At 68.0% G+C, this 13,169-nt stretch carries 14 protein-coding genes and 3 pseudogenes; 5 read left to right on the top strand and 12 right to left on the bottom strand.

Annotated elements, in window-relative coordinates:
* Positions 1-356: 356 nt before the first annotated feature.
* The 3 genes and pseudogenes from FCI23_RS57240 to FCI23_RS62685 form a co-directional block, all read left to right on the top strand.
* Positions 357-500 (top strand): annotated as a pseudogene (locus FCI23_RS57240) (IS5/IS1182 family transposase); the annotation flags it as partial.
* 72 nt (positions 501-572) lie between these two features.
* A pseudogene (locus tag FCI23_RS64160) lies at positions 573-845 on the top strand (methyltransferase); the annotation flags it as partial.
* A gap of 79 nt (positions 846-924) precedes the next feature.
* Positions 925-1,047, top strand: coding sequence for a hypothetical protein (locus tag FCI23_RS62685; RefSeq protein WP_265737816.1), 123 nt, complete (start codon positions 925-927; stop codon positions 1,045-1,047).
* A 142-nt stretch (positions 1,048-1,189) separates the two neighbouring features.
* Here the strand turns inward: FCI23_RS62685 and FCI23_RS61055 are convergent, their stop codons facing one another.
* The 7 genes from FCI23_RS61055 to FCI23_RS42275 form a co-directional block, all read right to left on the bottom strand.
* The gene (locus tag FCI23_RS61055) at positions 1,190-1,690 is read right to left on the bottom strand and encodes a hypothetical protein (protein ID WP_136729376.1); all 501 of its coding nucleotides are present in this window, start codon (positions 1,688-1,690) and stop codon (positions 1,190-1,192) included.
* A gap of 78 nt (positions 1,691-1,768) precedes the next feature.
* Positions 1,769-2,446 carry a response regulator gene (locus tag FCI23_RS42255; RefSeq protein WP_136729377.1) on the bottom strand — a complete coding sequence of 226 codons (678 nt, stop codon included), beginning with the start codon at positions 2,444-2,446 and terminating at the stop codon, positions 1,769-1,771.
* Positions 2,443-3,771 carry a sensor histidine kinase gene (locus tag FCI23_RS42260; protein WP_136729378.1) on the bottom strand — a complete coding sequence of 443 codons (1,329 nt, stop codon included), beginning with the start codon at positions 3,769-3,771 and terminating at the stop codon, positions 2,443-2,445. Before FCI23_RS42260 ends, FCI23_RS42255 begins: the two co-directional genes overlap by 4 nt.
* Before the next feature lie 98 nt (positions 3,772-3,869).
* Positions 3,870-4,718, bottom strand: a complete 849-nt coding sequence (locus tag FCI23_RS42265; RefSeq protein WP_136729379.1) for an ABC transporter permease — start codon at positions 4,716-4,718, stop codon at positions 3,870-3,872.
* A complete protein-coding gene (locus FCI23_RS42270) occupies positions 4,715-5,650 on the bottom strand; it encodes an ABC transporter ATP-binding protein (protein WP_136729380.1) in 936 nt (311 codons plus the stop codon). The genes FCI23_RS42265 and FCI23_RS42270 overlap by 4 nt, the downstream gene beginning before the upstream one ends.
* Positions 5,651-6,157: 507 nt before the next feature.
* A complete protein-coding gene (locus FCI23_RS57250; RefSeq protein WP_169317195.1) occupies positions 6,158-6,301 on the bottom strand; it encodes a hypothetical protein in 144 nt (47 codons plus the stop codon).
* 71 nt (positions 6,302-6,372) lie between these two features.
* Positions 6,373-6,879: a MarR family winged helix-turn-helix transcriptional regulator gene (locus tag FCI23_RS42275; protein ID WP_136729381.1), complete on the bottom strand. Its 507-nt coding sequence runs from the start codon at positions 6,877-6,879 to the stop codon at positions 6,373-6,375.
* Between the two features lie 189 nt (positions 6,880-7,068).
* Here FCI23_RS42275 and FCI23_RS62690 point away from each other — a divergent pair, with 189 nt between their 5' ends.
* Positions 7,069-7,983: a carotenoid biosynthesis protein gene (locus FCI23_RS62690; protein WP_136729382.1), complete on the top strand. Its 915-nt coding sequence runs from the start codon at positions 7,069-7,071 to the stop codon at positions 7,981-7,983.
* A 140-nt stretch (positions 7,984-8,123) separates the two neighbouring features.
* Here the strand turns inward: FCI23_RS62690 and FCI23_RS62695 are convergent.
* Positions 8,124-8,858, bottom strand: a pseudogene (locus tag FCI23_RS62695) (carotenoid oxygenase family protein); the annotation flags it as partial.
* A gap of 234 nt (positions 8,859-9,092) precedes the next feature.
* On the opposite strand from FCI23_RS62695, the gene FCI23_RS42295 reads away from it, so the two are divergent.
* Positions 9,093-9,719, top strand: a complete 627-nt coding sequence (locus tag FCI23_RS42295; RefSeq protein WP_136729384.1) for a hypothetical protein — start codon at positions 9,093-9,095, stop codon at positions 9,717-9,719.
* 665 nt (positions 9,720-10,384) lie between these two features.
* On the opposite strand, the gene FCI23_RS57255 is transcribed toward FCI23_RS42295, so the two are convergent.
* From FCI23_RS57255 to FCI23_RS42320, 4 genes are all read right to left on the bottom strand, one after another.
* Positions 10,385-10,738 (bottom strand): hypothetical protein, encoded by a 354-nt coding sequence (locus FCI23_RS57255; protein ID WP_169317194.1) that lies wholly within the window; start codon positions 10,736-10,738, stop codon positions 10,385-10,387.
* Between the two features lie 59 nt (positions 10,739-10,797).
* Positions 10,798-11,235 carry a PCC domain-containing protein gene (locus FCI23_RS42305; protein WP_136729385.1) on the bottom strand — a complete coding sequence of 146 codons (438 nt, stop codon included), beginning with the start codon at positions 11,233-11,235 and terminating at the stop codon, positions 10,798-10,800.
* A gap of 311 nt (positions 11,236-11,546) precedes the next feature.
* Entirely contained in the window at positions 11,547-12,059 is a 513-nt protein-coding gene (locus tag FCI23_RS42315) for a DUF302 domain-containing protein (RefSeq protein ID WP_136729386.1), read from the bottom strand.
* 42 nt (positions 12,060-12,101) lie between these two features.
* Positions 12,102-12,830 carry a hypothetical protein gene (locus FCI23_RS42320; RefSeq protein ID WP_169317196.1) on the bottom strand — a complete coding sequence of 243 codons (729 nt, stop codon included), beginning with the start codon at positions 12,828-12,830 and terminating at the stop codon, positions 12,102-12,104.
* Positions 12,831-13,169 lie beyond the last annotated feature (339 nt).

The raw sequence follows: 13,169 nt of genomic DNA on the forward strand, positions 1-13,169 counted from the left end.
ACCCAACGCGATGCGATCCGACAACCGCTCCTCAACCGGCGGCTTGACCTGTCCAGCTCGTGGCACTCAGCAACCCTCCCGAGGCACACACTACAAACAAGATCAACCCAAAGTCAGCGGCATTGGGCCTAACCCTGTACTCCCGACATGCGAAAGAGGGTCGTGACCGTGGAGTCACAACCCTCTCAAATAGGTGAATACGGGGTGTGTCCGAGGACTGGTTGGACCATATCTCCCGGTCATTCTCTGCGCCGACCTGGAGATCCAGGTGAGCCCGCGCGCTGGCCGAGGGCGGTTCGAACCCGCTACTTCGGATGATGCGCCGTGACCGCCGGAAGCCGCCGGCCGGCCAGTAGGCCGTCAACCGCTCCCACGCAAAGATCCGCGCTCCCGGCGGACAGGCCATGGCGCTCTTGAAATCCTGGCGCCTCCTGCGCACACTACGATGCAGCACCATCCGCATCACCGACCTCTTCAAGTTCGTCCTCACCCTCCAACTCCGTGTCCTCGGACCGAAGTGCGTCACCCTGCTCGACACCTATGACTTCAATGCGGCCCGCCACATCGTCGACGTGGGCGGCGGGAACGGCACCCTGCTCACCGAGATCCTGCGCGCTTGCCCCACCGCCACCGGAGACGTTCTCGACCAGCCCCACCTGGCTGAGGCTGCCCGTCAGCTCATCCGGGCCAACGACTTGGCCGACCGCTGCACCTTCACCGCTGGCGACTTCTTCCGGGATGTACCAGCGGGTGGCGACATCTACCTGCTGAAGTGGATCATCCATGACTGGTCCGACGCGGAGGCCGTGCGGATCCTGAGCACCTGCCGCAGGGCGATGTCCCCGGGCTCCCGACTCCTCCTCGTCGAACGGGTGATACCGCCGGGAAACGAGCCGCACCCCCAGCAAAATCTCCGACTTCGCGATGCTCGTCCTGCTCGGCGGTCAGGAGCGTACCGGGGAACAGTATCTGCTGGACAAAGCTGGTTTTCGCCGCGTCTCGGTCATCCCCTCTGTCTCCACCTTCAGCATTATCGAGGCGAGTTGACTCTCCGCGGTTTGTCGGCCGGTTGGGAGTGACCTTCCCCCGGCGGTGAACTGATGACGACAGGGTCTCCGGGAGCTGCTCAACTCAGGCAACGAGAAGGAGAGCCACCTCTATCGAGTGACATCGTGTGCGCGTCGCGCGGCTAGCTTCGCTGTGCCGGGTGCGGCAAGGAGCGCACGGCCAGCGCCGTGCACAGCGTCGCCATCGGCAGTTCCACGCCCAGGCCCATGGCGATGGCCGTGGCAAGCTCAGCTCCGGGGGTGGAGGTCGTCACATCGAACCAGAAGTCGACGATCAGTAGTACGGCTGTCGCGGTGGCCGTGAGACAGCGCCGCGGGTCCCGGCGGAGCAGCAGGAGGCCGGTGGTGGCCAGTCCCAGTGCCTCGAGCGCGTCGAGTCCTACCCACGCGGTGGACCAGTGCGGAACGAGGTCGGCGGCGGGCAGGGAGTTCGCCAGCACCAGAAGCCACGGCAGCATCGCGATGCCGCAACACACCAGCGCTACGCCGAGACAGCCCGTGCCGCCGCGACGCTGCGACACCGGCTCCCGCGAGGACGCGGCGCCCGGGAACTCGATCACCTCAGCGCCGTCGGATTCCGGCGACTGCCGGCCGCAGCGGGCTTCCCTATCGACGATGGCCATCTTCGCCGTCTCCGATCATGGCTGGACGGATCATGAATACTTCCTTGGACGGACAGCAACGCCGGACGCTTGTCCGCACTAGTCGGGTGCGTTCGGGCGGGCGAGCCCGAGGTCGTAGGCGAGGATGACGGCCTGGATACGGTCGCGGGCTCCCACTTTCGCCAGGACGCGGCCGACGTGGGTCTTCACAGTGGATTCCGACAGGAACAGACGCTCGGCGATCTCAGGGTTGGTCCAGCCCTGGCCGATGGCGACCAGGATCTCGTGCTCGCGTTCGGTCAGGGAGCGCACTCTGGGGTCGTCCGCTGCCTTTGGGCTCGACGGCTCTTGTGGCAGGTGCCGTGCGTAGGCGTCCAGCAGGCGGCGGGTCAGTGCGGGGGCGATGACGGCGTCGCCTCCCGCGACCGCGCGGATCCCGGCCAGGAGTTCTTCCGGGCGGGCGTCTTTGAGGAGGAATCCGCTGGCTCCTGCGCGCAGGGCCGCGTGAGCGTATTCGTCCAGATCGAAGGTGGTCAGGATGAGGATGCGGGAGCGGCCACCTGAGGCGATGATGCGGCGGGTGGCCTCGATGCCGTCCATGCCGGGCATCCGGACGTCCATGAGGATAACGTCCGGGCGGAGTTCGGCGGCCTTGCGGACGGCCTCGCCGCCTTGGGCCGCCTCGCCGAGGACCTCGGTGTCGGGGGAGCTTTCCAGGAGCATGCGGAAGCCGAGGCGTTGCAGTGGCTGGTCGTCCACGATGAGCACGGTGGTCACGCCGCACCGCCTGTGCCGGAGACACCGGAAAGAGGGGTGAGGTCGAGGGTGGCCCGCACCGTCCATCCTCCACCGGGGGCGGGTCCAGCGGTGACGGTCCCGTTGTAGAGGGCTGCGCGTTCTGTCATACCGGCAAGTCCGTGTCCTTCGTCGTGGGGCGGTCCGGGCCGGGCGGTTCCGCCACTCGGGCCGGTGTCGTGGACGTCGATGTGCAGCTGCGTGTCCTTGACGGTCACCGTCAGGTGGATCCGGGTGTCGTGGCCTGCGTGCTTGAGGGCGTTGGTGAGAGCCTCTTGGACGATGCGGTAGACGGTCAGCTGGACGCCTCGGTCCAGCGTGTCCAGCTCACCGCTGGTGCGGTAGACGACCTGCGGACCGGCGGCGCGGATTCGAGTGAACAGGGCATCGATGTCCGCGATGCCCGGTTGGGGGGTGAGTTGGGGGGTGTCGGTCTGCTCGCGCAGTACCCCGAGCGTGCGGCGCAGTTCACCCAGTGCCTGGCGTCCGGTGTCACCGATGAGGAGCAGAGCCTGCTTGCCGCGTTCGGGGGCGAGGTCGGCCGCGTACGCGCCACCGTCGGCGAGTGTGATGATGACGGAGAGGTTGTGGCCGACGATGTCGTGCATCTCGCGGGCCACGCGGGTGCGTTCGGTGGCGGTGGCCAGTTTGCTGCGCTGGTCGCGTTCGATCTCCAGGCGGGTCGCGCGGTCGCGCAGGCCGGCGAGCTGGGCGCGTCGGATCCGTACGGCCAGGCCGAGCGCGACCGCAGCGATGATGGTGCTGGACAGGAAGAACAGCGCCTCCAAGATCGATACTTCAGTCGGCAGCCGCACGGCGACCAGGCCCAGGGCGCCGGCTGTTACGGCGCAGGCCATGGGCAGATGCCGAAGCCGCCCGTGCAGCGCCAGGCTGTAGAGGGCGATCAGAATGGCGACGCCGGCGCGCAGCCAGACTCCCAGAGAGGACTGGAGAAGGAAAACCGCGGCGATCACGGCGAAGGCCAGTGAGGGCCTTCTGCGCCGCCACAGCAGTGGCAGCACCAGCCCGGCCTGCAGCGCGAGTGTCCCCGGCCAGGGCAGGCGGGTGAAGGCCATAGCGCGGTCGTGCCGGCTGCCGCCGTGTGCCAGGTCCGGCACGCAGAAGAGCAGAACCACGACAGCGACCACACCGGCGTCCAGTATCCACGGGTGGTTCTGGTCGCCCTGCTTGAGTCGCTGGCCGAGGCGGGACAGCCTGCTGACCAGGGGGTGACTCCACAGGGAGTCTGCCCCTGCGGGTGGCGGGTGGGAAGGTGTTCCCATGTGGGCGGTGTCGTCGATGCTCATGGGTGTCACCTGTCCATCGTGGCTCAGAGCGGCCGGGCGGTGGGGGGCCCCCCCCGCGGGGGGGGGGCCCCCCCCCGCGCCCGTGAGGAGGGGCCGCGTCAGGCGTCGGTGCGTACCAGGCGGTAGGCGGCGCCTGCCAGCGCGAGCGCGGTCCAGCAGAGGAAGACCAGGAGCCCGGCGGTGGGCGACAGGGTCGTCGCGTCGTGGTGCAGCGCGAACATCGACTCGCCCGCGTTGCTGGGCAGGTACGGGCTGATGTTGCCCTGCCACGAGGTGGGCAGCAGCGAGATCAGGCCGGGTACCAGCATCAGCGCGCCGACCAGGACCGCGATGCCGCCGGCGACCGAGCGGAGGAGCGCGCCCAGGGCGGTGCCGATCACGCCGACCAGGCCGAGGTAGAGGCCTGCGCCCAGCAGGCTGCGTACCACGCCGGAGTCGGAGAGCGAGAGGGCCGCGCGCGTGCCGGAGACGATGCCGCCGGCGATCGGGAACGCGACGAAGACGCCGAGGGTGGCGACGGCCAGGGCGACCAGGCCGAACACCGCCGCCTTGGACCACAGCACCGGCAGCCGGCGCGGGACCGCGGCCAGCGTGGAGCGGATCATGCCGGTGGAGTACTCGCCGGCGGTGACCAGCACGCCCAGGACACCGAGGGCCAGCTGCGCGAAGTTCGTGCCGAACAGGGAGAGGCTGAGCGCGGTGGCCCCGGCGTCGTCCGGGCGCAGGGGCTGACCGGAGTTGAGCTGGGACTTGTAATGCGCGGCGGAGATCACGCCGAACGCGATCAGGAACACCAGGCCCAGACCGAGGGTGATCCAGGTGGAGCGAAGGGACCACAGCTTGGCCCACTCCGAGCGCAGGACCCGACGCCCGGTGACCTTGTACGGCGGACGAGCCTTCTGTACGGGCGCCGGCGCGGAGCTGTGGGTCGCGGTCAGGGTACTCATGCCGCCCTCCCGGGGGTCTCGACGGTGGTGGTGGCGTGGTATTCGACGGCGTCGCGGGTCAGGTCCATGAACGCCTGCTCCAGGGAGACGGTCCGGGAGCTGAGCTCGAACAGGGGGATGCCGTGCTCGGCGGCCTTGAAGCCGATGGCCCGAGCGGACATTCCGGTCACGTGCAGCTCCTCGGAGCCGACCTCGCCGGTGATCTCGACGCCGGGGCCGGCCAGGACCTCGCGCAGGCGGGCCGGATTGTCGGACGCCACGGTCACGGTGTCACCGCCGGCCTGGCGGATCAGGTCCTGCACGTTGGTGTCGGCGAGCAGACGTCCGCGTCCGACGATGATCAGGTGGTCGGCGACCAGCGCCATCTCGCTCATCAGGTGTGAGGAGACGAAGACGGTACGACCGTCCGCCGCAAGCCCGGTCAGCAGGTTGCGGATCCACAGCACGCCTTCGGGGTCCAGCCCGTTGACCGGCTCGTCGAGCATGATGGTGGCCGGGTCGCCCAGCAGCGCCGCGGCGATGCCCAGGCGCTGGCCCATCCCGAGGGAGAAGGCGCCCGCGCGCTTCTTGGCCACGGACTGCAGCCCGGTCAGCTCGATGACCTCCTCCACCCGGCGGCGCGGTATGCCGTGGGTGTGGGCCTGCGCCATCAGGTGGTCGAACGCGGACCGGCCCGGGTGGATCGACTTGGCCTCCAACAACGCGCCCACCTCCTGCAGCGGCGCGGTGTGCCGGGCGTAGTGCTTGCCGTTGACGGACACGCTGCCGCCGGAGGGCGCGTCCAGTCCGACGATCATGCGCATGGTGGTGGACTTGCCCGCGCCGTTCGGGCCCAGGAAGCCGGTGACCGTGCCGGGCTTGACGACGAAGTCCAGCTGGTCGACCGCCGTCTTCTCCCCGTACCGCTTCGTCAGCTGTTGCGCCTCGATCATCGTTCTTCCCTCACGTTCGCGTGCCGGGCCCTTCCGGGCTTTCTCACCTGCCACGCTAGGAGTCCGCGGACCGGGAACCGTGGTACCCGGGGGGTCATTAAAGGGAAGCCTGTAGTACTGCGGTACCACTGAGGCCCGGCTCGTGCTCCGTCGGAGTGACTCGTGCTCCGTCGGAGTGAACTGTTGAATGTCGTCACACTGTGTGCCAAGCAGCTATCGACGGGGCTATGCCCCAGATGCCTTGGCGCGGAACTGAGGCGGTCGGCTCTCGGAGCCCAGCCCGAGGGCCGCCCAGATCGGTGAGGCGCGTCAACTCCACGGGCCGTTGGGTCGGTTCCGCGCGAAGCTCCTTCGCGCGGGCAAGATCAGAGCCCCGAGTGCACGAGCACCACCGTAGGCAGCGTGCTGTGGCTGCATCCAGCAATGACGGCCACGCTGTCCTCTCCGGCCGGCGCCAGCAGGTAGGCCGTCGCGCTGCTGACCGGCGGCGACGGCCGAGCGACTCGATCAGACGGCGCGTACCTCGTCTGTCGGCTCGGAGAGATCGTGCGCGCCTGCGGCGAGCGGCGCGGACGCCATGGCGACGGTGTCCAGGCCCTCGCGGAGCAGCGTGATCCGGCCGTTCTCGGCGACGAGGCGGCCTAGAGCCACGAGGGGTTCCAGTCGGTGAGGTGGAGCCCTTCGTGCCTTGTCGGCGACCCCGGCCTCGGGCCGGTCGTTGGTCAGTCCTCGCAGGGTTCGTCGCCGCCGAGTTGTTCCATGTACCCGGCCAGCACCCGCAGGCCGTCGGCGCCGAGGCGTGGGACCACGAGCTCCCGCAGCTCGGCGACGAAGACGGCGAGCGCCTGCTCGGCCTGCGCGCGGCCGGTCGGCGTGAGCACGGCGTTGGTGACCCGCCGGTCGGACGTTGAGGGCTGCCGTTCGATGAGCCCGGCCTGCTCGAGGCGGTCAGCGAGCTTGGTGAAGCCACCGCTGGAGAAGGAGATGGTCCGGGTCAGCTTGGTCAGCGACACGGGCTGGTCGCCGGCCCGAAGCAGCCGGACGAGCACATCGAAGGAGCGGCCCGGCATCCCGGTCGCATGCTCGACTTTCGCGGTGAGCACCCGCGCCACGCGGGTGTACCCGAGGACGATGGTGGTCCACGACTCGACGAGTTCCTCGGACGACGGGATCGCCGTGGGGTCGCTCGGCGGGAGTTCGGGCTTGGGCAGAGGCGCGACAGATGCCATGCCTCAGTGTACCGGCAGGCAAGAAACTTGCCAGCAAGAAGATCTCAAACTAACCTCTCGCCGGGAAGATAAATGTGCCCTGCCTCCCAGCACCTCAGGCTTGGAATGTCCTCACCGCGTCAGGGGCCGACAAGGGATTTCGCATCCGAATGACCAGTCAGGCGACTGGCCAAGAAGCCGGAGTCGTCAATGTCCGACACCCCACGCTCCAACAGGCTGACCACACTGTGGGCCATCACCATCGTCATCGGCCTCGGCCTGGTCCTCAACGGCGTCATTCCCCATATAGGTCTGCTGGTGATCCTCCTGCAGGTCGCCTTCGCACTGCTGCACGGCGCCCAACGCTACGGCTGGCGCGCCATATGGGTCTTTGTCGCCGCGGGCCTCGTGATCAGTAACATCCTGGAAAATCTCAGCATCCAGGCCGGCTTCCCGTTCGGCCACTACCACTACACGGGCGGCGGCAAGCTCTTCCTCGTGCCATGGTTCATCGGCCCGGCCTACCTTGCCACCGGCTATCTTGCCTGGATCGTCGCCACCGTGCTGCTCGGCGACGTCCGCCGCAACTCGCACTGGCTGACCACGATAGGCACCCCGGTCATCGCGGCCTTCGCGATGACCGCCTGGGACCTGTCAATGGACCCCAGGGCCTCGACCATCGGGCAAACCTGGATCTGGGAGAACGGCGGCGGCTTCTTCGGTGTCCCCCTGGGCAACTTCCTGGGCTGGACCTTCACCGTCTACCTCTTCATGCAGGTCTTCGCCCTCTACCTGCGCAGCCGCGGTCCGCTGCCCACCGCCGAGCCGGACCGGACCGGAACCAGTGACCTGCAGGGTGTGCTGCTCTACGGACTGACGACAGTCTCCTTCTTCACCACACTCTTCACCGGCGACCACAAGACCGTCACCGACGCTGCAGGCCATAGCTGGCAGACCGCCGACATCTACGAAACGTCGACTCTCGTCACCGTCTACGGCATGTTCTTCATCGCCGCCCTCGCCCTGCTCCGGATCGCCCAGCAACGCACCGCAGCACCGGCACCGACCGCTGCGGCCGGGGCAACCAAGCGGGCGGAGCCTGAGACACTGCGCCCCTCCGCATAGCGTTCGGCGCCTACGATCCGCATGCCCGCGTCGCCGCCCGCGCCGACCGGCAAGGTCGGGGACCGGGAGTGGTTCGCCCGGTCGGGGTGCGGTCGGACGACTCCGAGGCTGCCCAGGTCGTCCTGGTCCAGCCAGCACGCGTGGACGCCGAACGGAACGCGTTGCGGCAGGTGCAGGCGGGCTACCTCGGTCATGGTCGTGGCGTCGACGACGATGAGATCCGCCCGGTCGTCGGCCATGAGCAGGTCGAGCAGGTAGCCGTCGTCCTCGCTGCGCGGTTCGGCTTTGGGCACGAACAGCGCTTCACCGCCGTACATGTCGCCGTAGTCCAGGTACGCGACCTCCCGTTCGTCGATCAGGTCGTACTTCAGCACGCCCTTGCCCATATAGCCGTCGCCGTGCTCGTCCAGCAGGCAGCAGTACCGGCTGGGCGAGCCGACGAAACCGAGGTTCAGGCTGGGGCGCTCGTAGCCGTGGTCGATCAGCAGGCGCTCATCGGTGACCTTGCCGCTGTCGATGTCGAGCACCCATGTCTTCACCTGCGCCGGCGGCTCCTCCGGCGAGTGGATCGGGATGTCCGACGGGTACGAGCCGAAGCACAGGCCCTGACCACCATCCGAACTGCCCGTCCGGCTGACCGGTGCGCCACCGGGGCCCCTCGCCCTTGCGTTACGGCGGGGCCCCGGAGCTCTGGCGATGGGGGATACCGCCGAAGTCGGTCCGGTCGAGCGGTTCGAGCCGGGAAGCCGAGGACTCCGCAAGGGCTTACGGGGTCCCCTTGGCGAGCCGCGGTCGCGCACCTCAGCCGTGAGCCAGGGTCGGCGGCGTGGTTCCGCCGCTGGGCGCGGATGGAGAGGTCGGCGATCAGCCTGCACTTACGAATGCCGGGCGGTGCCCGGTCCGTTGCGGACGGAGGCCCACATCCCGCGCTGGTGCCCCCACCTCCGCCTTGCCAGACTTGCCCCTCGCCCCTCCCCCAGCTACCGCTGGGAGGTGCCCCCACCTTCCTCCACCCCCCTATTCGCGCGGCCTCTTAGTCACTTCTTAACCTACTCTCCAGCACACTGCTGTTCGCCCCCGCTCGGGGCACGTACAGCGGAAGGATGCGCGTGACCCCTACCAGCTCCCAACCCGTGCCCCCCGGTGTTCACTCCGACGACGGACCGGACGGCAATGAGCGACTCACCGCCGCCACAGGCGCGGTGCTGCTCGCGCTCTTCGCCGCCGAAGGCGTCACCATCGTCTTCCTACGGCAACTCCTCACCTTCCATTTCTTCATCGGGCTGCTGCTCATAGGCCCGGTCTGCCTCAAGCTTGGCTCCACGGGCTACCGCTTCTTCCGCTACTACACCGGCTCGCCGGCCTACCGGCGCAAAGGGCCGCCCGTCCCGCTGCTGAGGCTGCTCGCGCCGCTGGTGGTGATCACGAGCGTCGCGGTCCTTGCCACCGGTGTCGCACTCGCTTTGCTCGGGCGCCATGCCGGCCCCGTGCCTGTGCTGTTGCTGCACAAGGCAAGCTTCATCGCCTGGGCCGCCGTGATGACGGTCCACGTTCTGGCTTACGTATGGGGGCTGCCCCGGCTCATCGCCGCCGACCTGGGCCGGCGCAGTTCCCGCCACGGCATCCCCGCTCCAGGCGGCATCGCGGTGCGCTGGACGCTGCTCGCCGGATCACTGGCCGCCGGACTGGTGATCGCGTTCGCCGGAACTCCCTTGGTATCCAGCTGGAGCCGATAAGCGCGGGATTCCCTACCCGGCGGTCACGGCAAAGAAGCGCCAGCGAATAAAGAAGCGCCAGCGAATACTGTCGCTGTGCGGGTCCAGTCTCCTGGTCAAGATTCGGCCGCCTCACCCTCGGCGCCAAGGGCGAGGCTGCCGAACCGTTAGCCAAGGTTTCCCGGGGTCTGGGCCACCTTTCTCGGACTTAGAGGCCGCGCGAATAGGTGGGGCGGCGTCGCGGGCCGATGGCTCTCGCCTGGGGGAGAGTCGTCGGTCGATGGCTCTCCCCCAGACTCCGTCCGGGAGGTGCCCCCACCAAGCTCTCGGCTCCGCTCGAGCAGGGGGCACCCCCATCGCGTCGCCTCGCCCCCAGCCTTCGGCCGGGAGGTGCCCCCACCCCCAGCTACCTCCCCCAGCCTTCGGCCGGGAGGTGCCCCCAGGAGGTGCCCCCACCTCCGCCTTGCCAGACTCGGCCCTCGGCCCGCTCCTTAACCCGCCCCACTTATTCGCGCGGCCTCTTATTGCCGTCTCTCTGTTATCAGCAGTACTGGAATTCTTCCCAGCGGGAATCCGGATGATCCGGACTACCGCAGGCTCCGCTGCCCTCGGCCGAGGCCGAGGAGATCAAGCGACGCCTGGCGACGTTCCTGCGTGACGAACTCGAACTGGAACTGGGTCGGGTCTTACTCCTGGTAGAGAAGCTCTTCACGCACGTTCCCGGCGTGGTCCCGGGCCATCAGGACGGCCGCAGCGGGGCCGCGCTCGGGCAGGTCGGCGAGGTCTGGCCCGGCAATGAGGAACGTCCCTGCGGCGATTCGTGCCGGCAGGTCGGGCATGCCGTCGCGGCGCAGGACCAAGGCCAAGCCATCGCCCGCCAGACGCGCCTGATCGGTCGCGGTTCTCCCCGGACGGGGCGGGAGGTTCTCCGCTCCTGGCTGGTCCGGCCCTGGCGTGTCAGGCCGCTCCCAAGTGCGACGCCGTGTGGCGATCCGCTTGGGGTCCAGGTAGGCGTCGGTCTGCTCGAAGTCCTTGAGCATGGCCGATCGCCCTGCCTGGAAGCCCGTGCCTACGGTCGTCGCCCGCTACTGTTGGCCAGTTATGGGAGCGTGACTCGCGTGTCGTTGATACGCCCGCGGCCCGGAGGGCCATCGTCCGGAATTTGTTCGACCACAATCTGTTCGTTGGTGCGGAGCGCGATGTGGTGCTCGGTGGGGATCACGTAGGCGCGGGCGAAGAAGGTGTCGATTTGGGCCTTGTGCAGGTGGCCGCCGATGGTTCGGTCTCCTTGGACGGCCATGACGGCGTGGATGTGGGGCTTGCCGTCGATGATCTCGCCGGTGGCGGTCATCTCGGCTGGGAGGGGGTAGGTGGAATAGGTGTGCGCGGTGGGGTCGCCGGCGGGGTTGGTGGACAGGGTGAAGCTGTCGACGGCGCCGATGAGGGCGACGATGGCGGCGTAGGTGATGCGCTGTTCGGCGGCTTGTTTGGTGATGGATTCGATGAGTTCGGCGTTGCGGACTTCTAGGACTTTCATGTCTTCGCTCTCTTAAGAATCAAGCTGTGTGCTATCGGTCGCTCATGGACCGCCATCGCACCTGGGCCAACTGGATTCGACTAGGCGGCGGCGTCTTCGAAAACCTTGAGCGTACTCGGCGATCATGTCCATCATGATCCTGCGCAGTCAGATCGGCTCGCGGGTCCTCTTGCGGGTCCCTGTTTCGTCCAGCGAGGCCGCGGCGGCTGTGATCTGCCGGGATCGTTCGCATTCTCCCCGCCAGACGGCGAAGGCTTATCGACCTCGCCGTCCAGGTTGTCGAAGTCCTGGTCCCCGTTACCGCGCCTGCCTCAGTGCCGGAGTTCGGCGGGCACCGGCGCGCCGAGTTCAGTCAGCAATCCGGCCACCAACGAGTCGAGGTGGAGGCCGACCTCGGCGATGGCCGGGTTGTCGTAGCTGGAGAACAGCGCGCTTGGCTGGTCGACCGCGAAATAGGTGTCACCGTCGGCGTCCGCATAGATGACGGTCCTTAGCGGTGCGTGCAGCATCACCGACGGGTCGTGGCGGTACATGCGCTCGGCGATCGTGTGATTGCCCATCAAGTACTCGGTGCTTTTCCATCCGGACCTGGATCCGGCCATGGTGGCAGTGACATCGGCACGCCAATAGATCATGAACCCGAGCGGCGCGTTGATATCGGCCAGCTCCAGGACCGCGTCCCAGTTGGCGAGTTGCGCGAACCGTGCGGCGTCGACGAGCGGCACCAACTTTTCGTAGGCCTTCACGGCCCTGTCGTACGGCATGGGCAGCGGCACCAGAAGTCGGCGACTGGTGTGTTCGATCGTACGCGGGACAGTGGACATGCCGGGCTTTCCTCTCCGGTGTCGGGATATTCGAGTGACGCGCTATTCGACGGAGACGTCCTGGACGTCGATCGTGATGGACGGCATGTTGAGATTGACCGTGCCGTCGGGATTCCGCCGGAACACGCGGCGGCGGGTGGGTACCACGAGTCCGCCGAAGATCTGGTGGTGGCTCGTGTAATGACCGACCAGTGTGCTGCCGAGAATCTCAGTGACGTAGTCCATGCGGCGTTGCAGGCCCTTGTGGTCGAAATAGAAGACCTGCTCGGGATTGTGCGTCGCGATCGATTCCGGGAAGGTGACGTGGAGCCGGCGCCAGGTCTGCCCCGACTCGCGCCAGGGCTCGATCTCGCGGGCGACCACCCCCGGGTAGGTGAACACGAACGGCGTGGTCAGGTAGTTCCAGAAGGCGTAGCCGACGAAATACCCCAGGTTCAGTACATCCCAGGGGGTCGAACGGACATACCCCTTGAACGCCGCCCGCGCGTCGGTCCGTTGCTCGACCTGCTCCCCGTCCAGCGTCTCCAGCGTGACCCGCTCGGGGCCCACCTCGAACACCGACCGCAGATCGGGCCGGGTGAACGGGGTGAAGACGCTGCGCTCCACCTTGGTGTCGATCCCGACGGTCTCCTGCAGGAGTGCGTCGGGCCAGCCCTTGATGGCCCAGATCGGGCCCCCGATGGACATGCGGGCGGTGACCTTGGTCAGACCTGACCACAGGTCGAGGCCGCCGTGCGCCTCAAGCACCTCTTCCAGCAATGGGTCCATCATTCGCTCCGGGATCTCGCCGGCCTCGGCGGTCGGGAGGGTGGAAAGAGAAGTTCTGACAGCGGTTGGATCGCGGTGCCGTCGTGGCCGGGGTACGTGGCTCCCAGCTGCCGGTTTCAGGTCCTCGGGGCCAACGCCGCCGCGATGCGGTTGCACCGTGGCGCCGAGCGCCGCCGTCACGGCGTGCACCAAGCCGTCTCCGGCAGGGCCCGGAGATCACACCGCAGGCCTGTCCTGTCAGTCGCGCAGGCTGAATCGGCTCGTTACCACCGCCGGGCGGCGCCATGCCAGCTCGTTACCCGGCATCCGCAACCTCTTCCAGCCGGGTGCGATCAGCCCCGC

It is taken from the genome of Actinacidiphila oryziradicis (assembly GCF_005047355.1).
In the GTDB taxonomy this organism is placed as follows: domain Bacteria; phylum Actinomycetota; class Actinomycetes; order Streptomycetales; family Streptomycetaceae; genus Actinacidiphila; species Actinacidiphila oryziradicis.

Bases quoted from the DNA above. Each gene is read 5' to 3' on its own strand.
- FCI23_RS62685 (WP_265737816.1), top strand. From the start codon at position 925: ATGCTCGTCCTGCTCGGCGGTCAGGAGCGTACCGGGGAACAGTATCTG.
- FCI23_RS61055 (WP_136729376.1), bottom strand. From the start codon at position 1,690: ATGGCCATCGTCGATAGGGAAGCCCGCTGCGGCCGGCAGTCGCCGGAA.
- FCI23_RS42260 (WP_136729378.1), bottom strand. From the start codon at position 3,771: ATGAGCATCGACGACACCGCCCACATGGGAACACCTTCCCACCCGCCA.
- FCI23_RS42265 (WP_136729379.1), bottom strand. From the start codon at position 4,718: ATGAGTACCCTGACCGCGACCCACAGCTCCGCGCCGGCGCCCGTACAG.
- FCI23_RS42270 (WP_136729380.1), bottom strand. From the start codon at position 5,650: ATGATCGAGGCGCAACAGCTGACGAAGCGGTACGGGGAGAAGACGGCG.
- FCI23_RS42275 (WP_136729381.1), bottom strand. From the start codon at position 6,879: ATGGCATCTGTCGCGCCTCTGCCCAAGCCCGAACTCCCGCCGAGCGAC.
- FCI23_RS62690 (WP_136729382.1), top strand. From the start codon at position 7,069: ATGTCCGACACCCCACGCTCCAACAGGCTGACCACACTGTGGGCCATC.
- FCI23_RS57255 (WP_169317194.1), bottom strand. From the start codon at position 10,738: ATGCTCAAGGACTTCGAGCAGACCGACGCCTACCTGGACCCCAAGCGG.
- FCI23_RS42305 (WP_136729385.1), bottom strand. From the start codon at position 11,235: ATGAAAGTCCTAGAAGTCCGCAACGCCGAACTCATCGAATCCATCACC.
- FCI23_RS42315 (WP_136729386.1), bottom strand. From the start codon at position 12,059: ATGTCCACTGTCCCGCGTACGATCGAACACACCAGTCGCCGACTTCTG.
- FCI23_RS42320 (WP_169317196.1), bottom strand. From the start codon at position 12,830: ATGATGGACCCATTGCTGGAAGAGGTGCTTGAGGCGCACGGCGGCCTC.